At 33.8% G+C, this 17592-nt stretch carries 10 protein-coding genes; 1 reads left to right on the plus strand and 9 read right to left on the minus strand.

Translation table 11 applies throughout. The features are described 5' to 3' along the window. The 5 genes from K5790_RS10690 to rfbC form a co-directional block, all read right to left on the minus strand. On the minus strand, positions 1–8217 hold an 8217-nt coding region (locus K5790_RS10690), incomplete at its 3' end, for a cadherin-like domain-containing protein (protein ID WP_297594926.1). A 183-nt stretch (positions 8218–8400) separates the two neighbouring features. Then, a complete protein-coding gene (locus K5790_RS10695; RefSeq protein ID WP_297594927.1) occupies positions 8401–9471 on the minus strand; it encodes a glucose-1-phosphate thymidylyltransferase in 1071 nt (356 codons plus the stop codon). 39 nt (positions 9472–9510) lie between these two features. Then, positions 9511–10386, minus strand: a complete 876-nt coding sequence (gene rfbD / locus K5790_RS10700; RefSeq protein ID WP_297594928.1) for a dTDP-4-dehydrorhamnose reductase — start codon at positions 10384–10386, stop codon at positions 9511–9513. Further along, the gene (gene rfbB, locus K5790_RS10705) at positions 10377–11378 is read right to left on the minus strand and encodes a dTDP-glucose 4,6-dehydratase (RefSeq protein ID WP_297594929.1); all 1002 of its coding nucleotides are present in this window, start codon (positions 11376–11378) and stop codon (positions 10377–10379) included. The genes rfbD and rfbB overlap by 10 nt, the downstream gene beginning before the upstream one ends. 20 nt (positions 11379–11398) lie before the next feature. Further along, entirely contained in the window at positions 11399–11965 is a 567-nt protein-coding gene (rfbC, locus tag K5790_RS10710) for a dTDP-4-dehydrorhamnose 3,5-epimerase (RefSeq protein ID WP_297594931.1), read from the minus strand. 164 nt (positions 11966–12129) lie between these two features. Here rfbC and K5790_RS10715 point away from each other — a divergent pair, with 164 nt between their 5' ends. Next, entirely contained in the window at positions 12130–12768 is a 639-nt protein-coding gene (locus K5790_RS10715; protein WP_297594932.1) for a class I SAM-dependent methyltransferase, read from the plus strand. Between the two features lie 2 nt (positions 12769–12770). Here the strand turns inward: K5790_RS10715 and K5790_RS10720 are convergent, their stop codons facing one another. From K5790_RS10720 to K5790_RS10735, 4 genes are all read right to left on the minus strand, one after another. Then, positions 12771–13373: an SIS domain-containing protein gene (locus K5790_RS10720; protein WP_297594934.1), complete on the minus strand. Its 603-nt coding sequence runs from the start codon at positions 13371–13373 to the stop codon at positions 12771–12773. Beyond that, positions 13340–14371, minus strand: coding sequence for a hypothetical protein (locus K5790_RS10725; RefSeq protein ID WP_297594936.1), 1032 nt, complete (start codon positions 14369–14371; stop codon positions 13340–13342). Before K5790_RS10725 ends, K5790_RS10720 begins: the two co-directional genes overlap by 34 nt. A 68-nt stretch (positions 14372–14439) precedes the next feature. Beyond that, complete coding sequence (locus K5790_RS10730) at positions 14440–14925, minus strand: HAD family hydrolase (protein ID WP_297594938.1); 486 nt, start codon at positions 14923–14925, stop codon at positions 14440–14442. A gap of 217 nt (positions 14926–15142) precedes the next feature. After that, a partial coding sequence (locus tag K5790_RS10735) for a glycosyltransferase (protein WP_297594940.1) occupies positions 15143–17592 on the minus strand: 2450 nt, incomplete at its 5' end.

Here is a 17592-nt window from a genome sequence, read left to right on the forward strand (position 1 = left end):
CAAGAATTGAGGGGTATAGTAAGTTCCAGTATCAAGGTCGCGTAAGTGCCATCTACCATCAGAGTTGAATGTTCCAATGTCATCACGACCATCGCCATCCCAGTCGCCTACAACAGGAATGCTGTTTGCATTACCCCACAAGAATTGAGGGGCATAGTAAGTTCCAGTATCAAGGTCGCGTAAGTGCCATCTACCATCAGAGTTGAATGTTCCAATGTCATCACGACCATCGCCATCCCAGTCGCCTACAACAGGAATGCTGTTTACATTACCCCACAAGAATTGAGGGGCATAGTAAGTTCCAGTATCAAGGTCGCGTAAGTGCCATCTACCATCAGAGTTGAATGTTCCAATGTCATCATCATTATCACCATCCCAGTTACCTACCAAAGGTCTGCTGTTTACATTACCCCACAAGAATGTATCGTATGTATTTGCAATATCATTATCACGTAACCACCATCTACCATCAGAGTTGAATGTTCCAATGTCATCATCATTATCACCATCCCAGTTACCTACCAAATGTCTTGAGCTTTCGTATCCCCATTGAAACTCACCTTGTGGTAAAGCTCCAGTATTAGAACGAAGGAAAAATTTTGTATCGGAAATTGGATAGGATATAAACACGTTGTTTCCAATATCTACGCTTTGAATATTTGTAAATCTTTTAGTAAATTGATTTGAAAATATTATACTATCACTTACAAATTCTCCAGAATCATTAGCAGTTTCAGTTAATGAAACTAGAATTCCAGTAGGATCATTGACAGTACTAACAAATGCGGTGATAATTTGAATTCCATTTCCTGCTTTGGATGAATCAAATATTCGAATCTCTCCTCCATCTTCAATTTGTATAATATTTGGAATCAATGAAATTGGATTAGTGTTTGTTGGTGTCACTCCACCTCCAAGTAAGGTTACTTTACTGATAGAATTCTGTCCTAGGTATGTTGCAGTAAGTGTATCACCAGCATTGACAGGAATTGTTGTTCCAAGAATTACTGGTGTAGTATTTGTAAATTTTGAAGTATTAATTCCAGTTTCTGTTAGAGATACTAAGATAGTAGTATCTACTCCACCTGAACTACGTGTAAGATTTGCTGAAATGACATCTTTTAGAGTTGAATTGTTTGCAACAGGATCATTAACTGTAACAAATACATTTTCTCCATTAACATATTGTGCTGGGTTTTTTGTAAATGATATAGAAGGTTTTATGACATTAATTGTAGCATTTGCAGTATTGCTCATATCTACTCCGTTAGTTGCATTGTATAGGAAAGATACTTTTCCTTCAAATCCTACAGGAGGAGTGTAATCAAAAGAGCCATCAGAGTTTAGATTCAAAACTCCAGTGCTTGATGATAAGACTAGTACTGCTGATAGTGGCAGAATGCTAGTATCATTTGCCAAGACACCAGGTGCTGGGACAATTAGTGGCGTGTCTGTCTGTGTCTTGTAAGAGTCATTAAATGCAATCAAAACACTTGCGACTGTGTTTGAGGCAGTACCCCAATCAGGTTCTAGAATTTGAGAGTTTTCAAATGTAATTCTAGTTAGATTTGAACCATCTGGATGGATAGTCCAAAGATCCCCTTGATATTCAAATAATATCTTTTGTCCATCTGGTGACCAGAATGGTTGCGGATTAGCTGGAATAAGATTGGTTAAAAGTGTAGGATTAGAGCCATCTGCATTCATGGTATAGATCTTGGTATTTCCATCTCTGTTACTTGTAAAGGCAATCTTTTCTCCGTTAGGTGACCAGCTTGGTTGGGAATCAGAACCAGTAACATTTGTTAATCTAATTGGATTTAATCCATCAACATTCATCAAATAGATTTCATTGTTGCCATCTCTTGTACTTACAAACAGTATTTTCGTACTATCAGGTGACCACTGTGGATCAGAATCAGCAAAAGTATTGTTTGAAATATTTATCAAGTTAGTACCATTTGCATTGATTATAAAGATTTGACTTGGAGTAGGTCCTGATGGATCATTTGCAAATGCAATCTTTTCACCATTAGGTGACCAGCTTGGTTGTACATCATTACCAGCAAGATTTGAAATGTTTGTAATTCCAGTACCATCAGAATTAATTACAACAATATCATAATCATTTACAAATGGAGTCTTGTCAACAACACTAGATAGTATAAGTTTAGTTCCATCTGGTGACCAAGATGGAAACCTGTTAGGAAAAGTAGCATTGCCAGTAACAAGTAAAGTTTTCTCTGTTCCATCAGAATTAATTGTAAATATGTTAAATGCCTGTGAAAATACAATCTTGCCGTTTGCTCCAATAACTGGAATTGTTACATTAGCTGATGCAAATCCGCCGTTGCCATCAGTAATGGTATAGTTGAATATATCAACTCCTCTGAAATCATCAGGTGGAGTGTAATCAATTCCTGTAAATGATGTATTAAGAACTGTAATTCCACCATTAAGTGTTGGACCTACCTGAGAAATCAATAGGGAATCAAAGTCTGCATCAGTATCATTTGCAAGTACATCAAGATTGACTAACGGTGTTTCAAACTGTGTTGTAAAGAAGTCATCAAATGCAACAGGTGATGAGCCTAAACCAAATAGTTGAATTCTGTTTTGAGATGCTCCAGCAACAAAAATCTTTGGAGGATTATCAATCACATTAACTCCACGAGGATCAAATAATTGACCATCACCAGAACCTGTTGAACCAAATTTATCCAAATAATTTCCAAGAGAGTCAAATATTACAATTCGATTATTGGATTCATCAATTATGTATGCATTGCCAAATGTATCAAAGTCAATACCATATGGAGTATCAAACTGACCATCACCTAATTCTAATGGTCCTGATCCATCAGGATCAACACACCCAGAGGGACTACCGAAAAAGCATTGAGATCCATATTGGAATAAAAAGGTGCCAGAGGGATCAAATACTTGTACACGGTTATTATTACCATCTACAACATGAATACGGTTTGAAGGATCAACAGCAACATCTCGTGGCTGGTCAAATTGGCCAGTACCATTTCCTAAAGTTCCAAACTTGAAGAGAAAGTTGCCAGAGGGATCAAATACTTGTACACGATCATTTTGTAACTCTGTAACTAGAATATTTCCAGTAACAGGGTCTATTCCTATACCCCATGGTTGACTAAATTGACCATCTCCTGAGCCGGAACTACCAAACTTGAAGAGAAAGTTGCCAGAGGGATCAAATACTTGTACACGGTTATTAGTAAAATCAGATACATGAATAAACTCAGTTCCATTAACAGCTACATCAAAAGGATTTGAGAATTGGCCATCTCCTGAGCCGGAAGTTCCAGTATTAAACAAAAAGTCAAAGTTTGAATCAAATACCTTTAGTGTGGCATTTCCACTATCAAGCACATAAAGACGTCCCGAATCTCCAACATCCATACTTGCAATGTTAGAAAACTGAGAATTACCAGACCCAAAACTACCAAACTTGGTAAGAAAGTCAGTGATGGGACCAACAGCAACACGTACTGTTGCATTGTCTGCAAGTATTCCATCAGATATTGTGTAATTGAAAAATGCACTTCCAACAAAATTGTTGTCAGGTACAAAGTCAATGCCGGAGTTTGTGGCATTAATTGTTGCAAATCCATCACTAATAGATTGAACATTCAGTATAGTTAATGGATCATCGTCTGCATCTACATCATTTAGCAATACATTGAGATTGTTAACTGGAGTTTCAAACTGCGTGGTAAAGGTATCATCATTAGCTATAGGTGCTACATTTCCTGAATTGATTTGTGCTTGACCAATAAAAGTAAAGTTTTCAGAAGTCAAAAATGGAGGTGGCAATGTATGATCATTATAGTAAACAAATACAGGGTCACCATCAGTTACACGAAGAACACCAGAGTCTCCAGAATCAATTGATGTACCTGAAGAAGTAAAGTTTACAGATTGTTGAAATATTCCAGTTGCATCATTTGTCTCAAATACAGCAACATCAAATCCAACAGGATCAGTTAAAGAGTTTACAGTTACATTAAATGCATCAACTGTGTTAGGATCAAGATTCATGTCAGGATCTATAATTCTGAATACTGCAAAGTCATGATCAGGTGCATATGATGCCTCTAACCAATTTGCAGTACCGTTGTTCCATCTAATCAAGGATGATCCAGATACAAACTGATTATCACCAAACAGGTAAGATACAGACACAGAATCAGATGGGATGCTTGTTTGGAGTCTTCCATCAGTTGGTCCAGTGCCAGTAGTGAGACATGGGGCATCAAAGATATTACCATCACCATCTGCATCATGTGGACATGTTCCAGTCAAGTCAATTGTTCCAGTAAAGATTCCAGTATCTGTACCAGTTTCATTTAATCCATAAAATGCAAGGGTTCCTAGCGATGTTGTTACATTCACATGGCTAGTTGCAGGATCATTTCCAATAACATCAATAGCTCCTGCATCAAAGTTTGCAGAAGGCGATACTATAGTGATGAACATCTTGTCAGTCCAGGTGTATATAGCTTGGTCTAGCTCCACTGTTGCGCCAAACACTCCAACTGTAACTGTTGCATTTGCAAATCCGCCGTTTCCATCAGATGCAGTATAGTTAAACGAATCAAACCCTTCAAATCCAGCATCAGGAATATAGTTTATTCCGGTTTGAGTTGCATTAATTATTACAGCTCCATTATTAATTGTAGGAGAGATTACTGAGGATACAATCAAACTGTCAAAATCAGGATCAAAATCATTTGCTAGAACATCAATGTTATTTTTAGTAGAGTTTACAAATGTAAGTACAGAGTCATCAAGTGCAACTGGTGAGGCATTAGTTATAGGAATTGTAGCGTTTGCCTCATTTGAAGGAGCACCAACACCAATTGCATTAATTGCAGAAACTCTAAAGTTGTATTGTGTTCCAGGAATTGCAACTATTCCAGCTGTAGTGCTATTACCAATTGTACTAATTACTGAAAATCCCCCACCTATTGGAGATTCACGTTCTATATCATATCCTGTAATTGCAGAGCCACCATTTGATGACGGAGCTGTCCATGATAGATTGATTATATCAAGGGAAGGATGTGGTAACGCCGTCAGTCCTGTTGGTGCAGAAGGAACAGTAGCAATAACTAAGGCAATACCTCCAGGATCAGATATTTCTCCATTAACAATTCCATCAAGATCTCCAAGACCACCATCAGTAATTGTTAATGTAATAGTATCATCACCATCATCGCTACCAATTAGTGATGTAACATCAATCCAAGAGCCACCGATCAATTTCCAGTATTCAGAACCAACTGGAATTGGATCCGGATAAGTTAGCGTCACGGTAATTGTAGCACCAGGAGAAATATCTGTCACATTCCAGCTCAAATGACCATGTGGGAAAGAAAGTCCTGCGGGAATTGGAGGGGATGAAATTATTTCTGCAGAAACTGAAGAAAAGTTTCCTAAATTCGTGCTAATATCAATTAACCCACTTCCTGTTGCAGATTGGATAGAAGTAGAAGGACCACGAATGAAAGGTTGAGCAAATGCACTTGAAATTTCGTTTATTGCATTTCTAAAGTCAGTATAGTATAACAATAATGGCTGTGCTGAAGTTGACGTTAAAACTCCTGATTGGCAAAAGTCTGATGGCAATACAAAGTCGCCATTAAACATACCAGTTGCAGCACCGCTCTCAACTAATGTGAATCCGCTTTCATATAGTCCATTAGGCGATGTTGGGATTCCACATGTCTGTGTACTGTTTTGCCAGAGAGTACCATTAATGAAAACACCAACCATTTGTCCAAGTGGGCCAAAGCTTAGATTTGGCAATCCGGCTTTTCCAATAGAATCTGAGGCAATATCAAAAGGAGTTGACGGAACAGTAGTATAGATATCAATCAGATCTGAATCATAATTAAGATCTGAATCCTGAAGAGTTACAACTACTGTATCTCCAGGAACATAGGATGTCATATCTACAGCTATATTGCCAGAGTGAGCTGGAACAGGTTGCTGATCAGATATTTCTGTAGAAACACCATCAGCACCTAGATCAAGATATTGAATTTTTGGAGAATTCAATCCTTGCAGTCCTTCAATTACAATAAATTGTGGGGAATCGGAGATTGTATTTAGTCCAGAGTAAGTTGAAAGATCAAGTACGTTAAGTTGGTTTATGATTCTGGGTTCCAGTGTACCTACAAACGTACCTGTATTATCACCATTTTCTTCTAGTTCTAGTCTTACAATTTGGTTTGCGATTCTCTCAGATGGCAACTCACCATCATTTACATATCCAAATGAAAAGAAATCTGCAACTATAGGAAGTGTTGTTCCGTTGTTGTATCCACTAAATGTAGGTGTCTCAAACCTAAATTCCAAACGAACATTTTGAGCACCGTTCATCGAAAATATATCATGACCTGTAGCATCGGCAAGATTTACAAATCCTTGCAGTGGTCCGCCGTTTACAAGTTGCACCGTGTTTGTTCCATCTAGTAAGTTAATTGTTACTTGATTAATAGAATCTGCAACCAAGGAAGTATCAATTGAGCGTACATCATAATTGAAGAAATTATAGCCATCAAAGGAACCTGACGGATCATTAATGGATTGATACAAATCATCAAATGTATCAGTTGTCTCTAATGAAATTATAGTTGATGTCGGCGTTGAGACAAAGAATGGGACATTTAATGTCAAGAGTGCCCTATCACTGAATGTGTCTACAGAAGTAAATAATGGCGTAGAACCTGCAACAGTAAGGTTTGCCGTAGAAAGTGATGATAGTGTAAACGGAGTACCAGTCCTCACAGAAGGAATACTCCAAACTATAGGATTGAAAAGATCAAGATCCTCATCGGCTAGAGTATTTTTGTTAGCATCATTATCTATCAGAGTTACAGGGACTTCCTCTCCAGAGGTCCATGTTCCAAAGGAGCCAAGATCAATTGAACCAAAGTCAAATCCTACAAGAACAGCATTTCCAACATTGTTGTATGTTGCAATAGCTGACTGTCCACGAGGGGCAGTGGGTCTTACCAAAATGTTTGACTTGTCAGCCTCATCAGAATTAGAAAAGAGGCCAGAGTTTGCTCCTTGTTCAGTAAATGTAACTGGAATACTACCAGCTGACACAGAACCACCATCAGTTCCTATTAAGGTGATTAGTGCATTTGGATCATCTGTTGGAAGTGCTTGATCATCATTATCACGAATAGTCAACACATTTGCTAGATTGCCTCCACCAAGTGTAAAGACACCATTGTCTTCAAACATCAAATTAGATATAGATGATGAAATGTCAACTGCTCCTGCAGTTCCATCTGCATCAGTAGCACCATTTTCATCAAATAGTTGATAAAACGTTGTAGAATTTGTAGATGAAGCTCCAAAAGTCCAAGAATCTTCATCTGTTGGATCAATGTTTAGCATTGTATCAGTAATTTGTAGATTTACTGACGAGAATTGTGGATATGTTGTTCTATCAGTCTGCATGTCTACAAAAGGATTATCAAAAGTTAGTGTTGTTGTCTGAGGACCACCTGTATAGTTGTATGTAACTACAACATTACCAGCAGGGACAAAATCATACAGTTGTATAATTGGCCATGCTTCAGGTCTAATTCCAATTTGACCATCTCCTCCAGCTCCAGGATCTGTGTTCAGTGTTGGTGGCTCTCTTGTAACATGATTGATGTTTGGAGTACTAGTACTAAATACACCAGTACAAGCAGAAAGAGATGGAGTACCATGTCCTGTACCATCAACTGAACCAAGTATTCCAGATAATCTAGGAATTGCAACACCTACAGTGTCAGAAAAACCAACTCCAAGAATAGCACCAGCAGTGCCACTGGAACAAAACTTTCCAAAATCAAGACCGGTACCGTCAAGGCCTGAAAGACTGTCTGCCATCAAAGCATTGCTTCGATCAGCAAAGTAGCCATACCAGTTACCATCTACAGCTTGTACCATTCTAATTTTTTTACCATTAACTGTTACATCAGGTTCAGGTTGAACAGTGTTTGTAGAACTTATATCAGAATCATTTACGATAATTTCAATAACTGAAGCACCTGCAAATGTATTGCTAAATAATGAATTCTCAGCTGAAACAAAGAGATTTGCATTATGAGACGCATAAGCATTTTCTAAAGATATTGGAGAATGATTGGGAAATGCAAATGATACACTGCCAGTAACCATAATTACTGCCAGTAATACTGACGTTACCTTATGTGATGTATTTTTCTGCAACCCAACCAAATTAAGTAATTAATCTCATAAAAGACTATTTTATTAATATGATCATAAGTAAGAAAATAAAATTACAACTTGTGCTAATTTTTTAAATAATCAGCTAACAAAATTATTAATAGATCATATATCTCAGAGATTGATTTGTGATCGTTCTCCAAGTAAAAATTTGTGTTTTTTGGGAACAATACTGTCTTTAATTGTAGAACCATGAGCAATTATACTGTCATGAATTGATATTTTTGAGTTAATATTGGATTCATTCATAATAATTGAATTTTCAATCTCACAATTTTTGATAATACAATTATCCCCAATACTGACATAAGGGCCAATTCTGACTGCAGGGCCTATTGTACAGTTTTTGCCAATAATTACAGGTCCACTAACAAAAGAGTCTCGTGATATTGTAGAGTCTTTCCCAATTACAACTTGTTCTTTAATCTGCGTATCATCATCAATTAGAAATTGGTTTTCAGTACCAATGGAATCTAAAACTAGTTTGTTTGCATGAATGATATCCTCAGGAGTTCCAGTGTCCTTCCACCAACCAGTTACAGCATCATATGTTATCTTGTTTCCATTATCCATGAGTAGCTGTAGCGCCTCTGTAATCTCGAGCTCACCTCTCCATGATGGCTTTAGCTTATCAATGATATCAAATATTTTGGGAGTAAGAAAATAGATTCCAATTACTGCCAAGTTAGATTGGGAATTTTTTGGTTTTTCCATAATTTTTTTAATCTTGCCTGGTTCGGAATCAAGTTCTGCAATACCAAATCTTTGTGGATCATCAACCTCACACAACAAAATCATGGCATCAGTTTCTGAGGATTGAAACTTTTTTGTGTAATCTGAAAGATCTTTCCGCAGTACGTTATCACCTAGATATACAATGAATCGCTCATCTCCAATAAACTCCTTGCATAGTCTTATTGCATGTGATATTCCCTTTGGTGCCTCTTGGTAAATGTATGATATGTTAACACCAAACTTTTCCCCATCACCATAATACTCTTTTACTTTATCAGGATAAACATCTCCAATAATAATTCCAATATCTGTAACTCCTGCTTTTTTCAGATCCTCAAGTGCATACTGCGACATTGGCTTGTTTGCAATCGGGAGAAGTTGTTTTGGTCCCGTATGAGTTAATGGTCGCAGTCTTGTCCCATGACCACCATGCAAGATGATTCCTTTCAATTTCTTTAGTCTCAAAAATGTATCATATAAAACAGATCATCAATTAGAAAATAAAATATCAAGACTCTCTTGAACGGTCTGGGGTTTTTCATCTAGTAATTCTGTCACATAGGAGACATCAAGAGATGAATCCTTTGGTCTTTGTGCCTTCCAGTTCATCTCAGACATACTTGCAGGCTGGAGGAATTTTTTATCAAGATTTAGCTTCTCTGCTACCATTTCTGCAAGATTATATCGTGATATTCTAGAGGCACCAGCAGTATGAAATGTTCCAACAAGCTGTTTTGTTGCAATCTCTATTAGCATTTTAGATAAATTAGGAACAAAAGTTGGAGATGTGAACTGATCTACCAATACAGGAATATTATTTTTAGATTCTAGATTTTCTTTTACCCATATAGGAAATGACTTTTTTGTTTTGTGTGATCCAAAAGGAGTACTAGTTCTTACAATAGCATAAGGTGATGCCATGTTATTTAATGCAATTTCACCTGCAAGTTTCGTTTTCCCATAAATTCCCAAAGGATTTGTGGTATCTGATTCTTTTTTCATTCCTTGAATTCCATCAAAGACATAATCAGTTGACACATAGAGAAAAAAACAATTTTGTTTTGCTGACTGTTGCGCTAAAAACTTTGTTGCATATGCATTAATCTGCATTGCTATATCTGGTTGTTCTTCGCATTGATCAACTCTAGTCATTGCTGCTAGATGAATTATTTTATCAGGTTTTATTTCATTTAATGTCTGAACAATATTTTCTTGATTAGTCAGATCAAGATGTACAGGGATACCATGTTCTGGTTTTGTTTCACTATATGAAGAATATACTTGATGGTTTTGGTCTGTAAGATCATGGATCACTTGTGAACCTACCAGTCCTGCTGAACCAGTAACAAGAAATTTCATTTCCATGAAAGAGTCCAAGGTTGAGGATGTAAAGTATTCTCATTTACTAATGGTTCCCACCATGATTGGTTATTGACATACCAATAAACAGTTTGTTTTAATGCATCATCAAAGTTGTATTTTGGTCTCCATCCAATTTGGTTTTCTATTTTAGAGCAATCAATGGAGTATCGTTTGTCATGTCCTGGCCTATCAGTAACATACTCTATCATTTCATTTGATTTTTCTAAAATCTTTAATATTTTCTCAACAATTGTTTTGTTGGTAATTTCTTCATATGCAGTAATGTTGTAAACTTGACCTGGTTGACCTTTGGAGATTAGATATTTTATTGCCTCAACATGATCATTTACATGAATCCAGCTTCGAATTTGATTTCCATTACCATATAGTGGGACTTTGAGATTTTTTATAGTACGAATTATTGTTTTTGGAATTAGTTTTTCAGGAAACTGATATGGACCGAAATTATTAGTACATCTTGTGGTAATGCAGTTAATCCCGTAGGTTCGATAATATGATGAAACTAAATGATCAGTTGCTGCCTTTGTTGCTGCATATGGATTACTTGGGTTTACCTGAGAATCTTCATTAAATGATATCTTGTCTTGTGCATCGCCATAAACCTCATCAGTGGAAACATGAACAAACTGCTTGTCATGTTTGCGAATTGCCTCTAGGATGGTAAAAGTTCCAAAAATATTTGTTTCTATGAATGGTTTTGGATTTGCAATACTTCTATCAACATGTGATTCTGCTGCAAAATTAATTACTATATCTGAATTTTTAATTAATTCATCAATGATTGATTCATTTCTAATGTCATCTTTTATAAATTTGTAATTTGGGTTATGTTCAATGTCTTTGAGATTTTTTAAGTTTGAGCCAATTGTTAATGAGTCAAGATTAGTTATCTTGGAATCATCTGTGCTACCAAGATAATTTCTAATAAAGGCACTGCCAATGAATCCAGCACCTCCACAAACTAGAATATCCATGTCTTTGAATTTGAAATTTCTTATTTATCTCTAGTGTAAGAAAAATTATTTTCTGCATTTTTCAATAGAGGTAATCTAGAATCTTTTTCATGTAAAATGGGTTTATCAATTGGCCATTCAATACCAATATCATGATCATTCCAAATAATTCCCGCTTCATGTTTAGGTGAATACTCTTGATTTACTTTGTACAGTACATTGGCATCATCACTTAAGACACAAAAGCCATGTGCAAATCCTTCAGGGACGTAAAGCAGTTTGTGATTTTTATCTGAGAGAATTTCTCCAACCCATTTTCCATATGTTGGAGAGCCTTGACGGATGTCAACTGCAACATCAAAAATCTCGCCTCTTAATGCAGTGACTAGTTTTGCTTGTGCTTTAGGATTTTTTTGATAGTGTAATCCTCGCAAAACTCCTTTTTGTGAATGAGAAAAATTATCTTGTACAAACTTTATCTCAATTCCATTATTAATAAAAATAGATTCCTTGAAAGTTTCTAGGAAAAACCCCCGATCATCAGAAAATACTTTAGATTCAACAAGTATGACTTCAGGTATACTTAATTTCTTAAAAGTAAATGACATAAGATCAAGAATGCATGATGTTGATAAATATGTTTAATGAAAAAATTTCTTATATTTAATCAATATCTGAATAATGTGATTTTAATTAGTTTTTAATACATAATACATGAGAAAATGTTTCCCAGCAACTAAATGATTAAATGACCAAAGGATTTATTTTTTTTATGATAAGGATTTCTCCAAATGGGAAAAAGATTACAGATAAAGAAATGCAAGAGATTTTTGATAGATATGATGCAACAAGAGAATCAATTTTTCGTCGTCATGAGATGAACTTAGTAATTAAATATACTAAAGGAGTGGGAATTGAAGTGGGTTGTGGGTTAAATAAGATTCATACTTCAGCTATAGGCATAAATAAAGTTTTAACAGAAAATGATTATGGTTATCCTTTTGGTACACAGATACAAAGCGAAGGAGATAACTTACCTTGGTTTAGAGATAATTCTTTAGATTATGTTTTTTCAAGCCATTGTCTTGAACATATTGTAGACTCCAAAAAAGCATTACGAGAATGGACTCGTGTGTTAAAAAAAGAGGGATATCTTGTATTAATTTTACCACATAAAAATTATTTTCCAAACATTGGTCAACCAAATGCAAATCCAGATCATAAACATGATTTTCTTCCAGAAGATGTCAAAAAAATGATTGATGAAATTGGCAAATATGAAATCATCAGTATTGACACATTACACGATAATCTAAAAAAGGATGAGGTTGCTATGTCAGAAGCACCAAAATACGGACATAGTTCTTTGAATTTTTCATTTGAGATAATTGCTAAAAAAATAAAAGATTAAAATTATTTTTTTGAAAGTAAAATTTGCTCTACCAATCCCACAATAATATGACCTATCATAATATGGCATTCTTGGATTCTTTGTGTATTATTTGAGGGCACATTAATAGTCAAATCTGCAAGGGTAGAAAGACTACCTCCATTTTTACCAGTCATACAAATGGTTCGAATTTTATTTTTTTTGGCAAATTTTACTGCTCTATGAACATTTTTAGAGTTTCCACTAGTACTTATTGCAATGATAATATCTTTTTTTGTTGCAAATGCCTCTAATTGTCTTTCAAATATCACATCAAATCCATAATCATTACCAATCGCAGTAACGCTAGAAGAGTTTGTACTAAGAGCCATAGCTGGTAATCCTTTTCTTTTTAGAGCATATTTTCCCACAAATTCTGCAGCAATGTGTTGAGCATCAGCAGCACTGCCTCCATTTCCAAGGAGAATTACTTTTCCTTCACTCATAAGTTGATGGGCAATTAATTTTGATGCTTTTTGAATAATAGGAATTTGTGTATAAAGGGATTGTTTTACTAGAATACTCTCATTTATGTTTTTGATGACATAATCTTTCAATAGATTACCTTCTCGTTTTTTATCTTCCATGTTTGAAGTCCATTTGAATCAAAATTAAATTTAACAATATCTATTTTTTCTTTCTGTAATGCATTAACCACTTGATATTTTTTACTAGGATCAACAATAAAAAGCATATGTCCACCACCACCCGCACCCAATAATTTGCCTCCAGTGGCACCTGCTTTTAAAGCAATATTGTAAAGTTTGTCAATTTTCTTATTGGTGACTTTTTTATTAATTTGTTTTTTTAAATTCCATTGTTCATTAATCAAATCACCAATTTTACTAATATTACCCTTAAGAAGCATTTCTTTTAGAACACTAGCTTCATCTTTTAGTTTTGAGATTTTCTGAAATGTTTCTTGATCATTATTTTTTAACAGATTAATATGGTTTTTCAAAATATTTCCAGATAATCTATTTGTACAAGTATTACAAAGTATTAATGAAGCAAGCAATTCATTTTGCACTTCTTGTGATAACTTAAGGGAATTTACTGTAACAGTTTTTGAAAATTCTATAAAATTAAAGCCACCAAATGATGAAGCATATTGATCTTGATAACCTCCTTTGATTCCAGCTTTAATTCGTTCTAATTCAAATGCTGATTCTGCTACTTCGTAAGTAGAAAGAGATATACCATAATAATTTGATAGAGCTCCAATTAGGCTTACAGATAATGCAGAAGAAGAACCAAGTCCAGATCCCGGAGGTGAATCAACATTGATGTTTACTTCAATATTTTTTGGAGTAATATCAAGTACGTCAAAAGCGGCACTAATTAGACTCGTATTAGGATATTTTTTTAAATCTGAAATCTTTTCAAGATTTTTGAATAAACCATAGTTCTGTGAAATTATTTTAAGAGTACTTTCGTTATTTTTCTTTATAGAGACATATGCATATCTATCAATAGAAGTACTAATTACAGCACCTCCATATTTTTCGGGGTAAGGAGGAACATCAGAACCACCTCCGGCAAAACTTATCCTAAGAGGAGACCTGCTTCGAACAACAACTGACATGTATGCTAGTAAAAATGTATCTTTAATAATTTTTATTTAAAAAAGTGTGTTGTATTTTTATAATATATTTAAGAATTTAAAATTTTGTAGACTGCATCTTTAATTTCTGTATTTGTTTCAATTTTAATAGTATTACAGCCTACATTTTTTCCTAGAATAATATCAGTATCTTCATCTCCTATTAGCCATGAATTTTTGATATCAATTGAAAACTCATTAATTGCCTTGAGTATTAAACCAGGTTTAGGTTTTCTACAATAACACCCATCATCTGGGTTATGAGGACAGAAGTAGAATTTTGTGATTTGGAAATCATATGTTTTGAACTTTTTTTGTATTAAAGTATGAATTTTCTCTAGTGTATCAACAGTAGATATCTCCCTTCCAATCATAGATTGATTTGTTATTACAAACAAATGAAACCCTTGTTTGGATAGAAGTTTTAGCCATTTTTCTATATTTGGTAATAATTCAAGTTCATCTATAGATGTCAAATATCTTTGAGTTCTTTTGGTAATGACACCATCACGATCTAAAAAAACTGCCTTATTCAATACGTAATCAGTTTATTGATACAATATTAAATAAGTAGTTATAAAATCAGATAATTCATTTTTATGTAATTTAATAATTTTGGTTTTTAGGATAATTAATTTTTGAGTTAGAATATTTTGAAGAAATATTTACATAAGGTTAATGATTCACTATCATTAAATAAATTTATGAATTCATCAATTCAAATAAGGAATTGTTCCAATTATTTTGTGAAAATCAATTTAAAAATTTCAGAATTTTATCTAATACATCTCTTCCTTGTTCAGGAGAGAAATTATTTTCAACATATAATTTAGCATTTTTTGATATTTTATTCCACAGAGTTCTATTTTTATATAACAAAATGGTCTTTTCTGCAAAATCTTGAGGGTCATCTGCAATCAATAGGCATTCATTATTGTCCATATCCAACCCTTCTGCACCAATAGAAGTAGTTACTAAAGGTAATGAATGAGACATACATTCAGTAACTTTGCCTTTGATTCCTGCACCATATCTTAATGGTACAACCATGACTCTGCATTGATTTAACATTGATGAAAGATCCGATACATAGCCAATTACCTCACAATTTTTTGTTTTTGAACATAAATTTTTAATTTTTTGAGGAATCTTGCTACCAACAATCTTGAATGTGATAGAAGGTAATTTTTCCAAAATTATTGGGAAAATTTTCGTTATAAAATATTCGACAGCATCAGCATTGGGTGGGTGTTGAAAACCACCAACATACAAAATATCTTTACGTTCATCATATGGGGCTACATTTCCATCATAAATTGGAGCAATGTGTAAAGCCGCAACATTATAAAATTTGTTTTTTTCAAAAACAGTAATACAATCTTTTTTTGTTCTAAGAATAATAAAATCAGATTTATTCATCAAAGATAATTCAATCTCTTTAATTCGCTCGGATTCTGTTTGTATCTTTTTTTGCTTTTTTACTACACTTTCTCTTAATAATCCAATATGATAAAGATCACTTGCTTCATAAATTATCTTACAGTGAGGAACATATCGTTTTAATTTATCAATAAAATTAACTGCAATATGAGGACGTGACAATATAGCAACTGAAAATACATGTCCTCGTTCTTGAAGAAATTTTTCAAAACTATGGTGTCCATAGATTACTTCAATACCACGTTGCTGTAATTCAGTAGTATATGGTTCAGATTTATTTAGATTTTCAGGCCAAAAAGTAACTTTATGACCCATATAAGATAAAACTGAAATTGTGAAAAATGCAGTTTGAGAACCTGCATCTTTATCTATTTCAGGAACATAATGATCCACATAGAGTATATTGAGTCCATTTTTTCTATTTGACGCAAAAAAAGAATTTTCTTGAGAATCTTCACCATGTGTAACTAATTCATTTTTCCATTTTTCATAAAAAATTTTTTGGTTAGAAAGTTGATTTACTTTTAGACCTTTATGGACATCAGTACCAGAAGTACTTCCTTCGTAATGAATTACTGTTGATAATGGTTGATACAAAATTTTTAATCCTAAATTTTTAATTTTCATACAAAGATCGGAATCTTCTGCATATGCTATTTTGTATCTAAGATCAAAGCCTCCAATTTGTTCAAATATTTTTTTTTTAATAAATAAGCAAGAACCTGAACAATAATCCACTTCTCGTACAAAATTATACATAGGATCGTTAGGATTTTTATTTCTCCCATAATTCCACCCGTTTCCGTTTTTCCAAATAATACCACCAGCTTCTTGTAACTTTCCATTAGAAAATAATAATTTCCCACCAACAGCTCCAACATTTTTTTTAAGCCCTAATTTTAAAAATGCTTCAAGCCAGTTTTCTGAAATTATTTTAACGTCATCATTAAGAAATAAGAGAAATTCTCCTTTGGCTTTAGTTACAGCAAAGTTATTGATAGAAGAAAATGAATATTCATCTTCGAAGACATATACCTGATGTTTAACAGTGGATAGATATTTTCGCATATTAGAATTTTTATCTAAATTATTACTCACAATAATGATTTCATAAGAAGAATAGGTTGTTAGAGATTCAATACTTTGGAGATTTTGTTTTAATAATTCAACTGCATCAAATGTAGGAATTATGATACTAATAAGAGGATGCTTTTCAAGATTAGTAATATTATAAAACCCAAATTTTAGGTTAGTGCGAAGATTTTGATCTACAGTAAAAAATTTTGATGGAAGAATTGGGTTAGAAGATTTCAAAATGGATGGTTTAGTTTTTGAAATGTTATTTGTGAAAGAATGTTTTTGAATTTTATGTTGTAATCTATTAGAAAAACTAATGGTATTGATCTTTGAAACAAAAGATTTGATAAAAACTGAAAACCCCTGATTCTTGATAATTTTATATGATTCTGAAACTAATCGAGTTATTTCTCTTCTAGAAGATCCAGAAGGGCAAATTTTGTCAATAAAATTTGAAATTTTTTTCATTTGTTTAAAGATTAGAGAGTTTTTTATGACATATAGTTCAAAATTTAGATTCACGATTTCGGATTGGAGATTGTTAATAGGCTTATCTTTTTCTTTGAGATCAGCTTGTAATTGTTCTAATAATGTATCTTTTTCTTTGAGATCAGCTTGTAATTGTTCTAATAATGTATCTTTTTCTTTGAGATCAGCTTGTAATTGTTCTAATAATGTATCTTTTT

Source organism: Nitrosopumilus sp. (genome assembly GCF_025698945.1).
Taxonomy (GTDB): Archaea; Thermoproteota; Nitrososphaeria; order Nitrososphaerales; family Nitrosopumilaceae; genus Nitrosopumilus.

Bases quoted from the DNA above. Each gene is read 5' to 3' on its own strand.
- rfbB (WP_297594929.1), bottom strand. From the start codon at position 11,378: ATGGATATTCTAGTTTGTGGAGGTGCTGGATTCATTGGCAGTGCCTTT.
- rfbC (WP_297594931.1), bottom strand. From the start codon at position 11,965: ATGTCATTTACTTTTAAGAAATTAAGTATACCTGAAGTCATACTTGTT.
- rfbD (WP_297594928.1), bottom strand. From the start codon at position 10,386: ATGGAAATGAAATTTCTTGTTACTGGTTCAGCAGGACTGGTAGGTTCA.
- K5790_RS10715 (WP_297594932.1), top strand. From the start codon at position 12,130: ATGATAAGGATTTCTCCAAATGGGAAAAAGATTACAGATAAAGAAATG.
- K5790_RS10720 (WP_297594934.1), bottom strand. From the start codon at position 13,373: ATGGAAGATAAAAAACGAGAAGGTAATCTATTGAAAGATTATGTCATC.
- K5790_RS10725 (WP_297594936.1), bottom strand. From the start codon at position 14,371: ATGTCAGTTGTTGTTCGAAGCAGGTCTCCTCTTAGGATAAGTTTTGCC.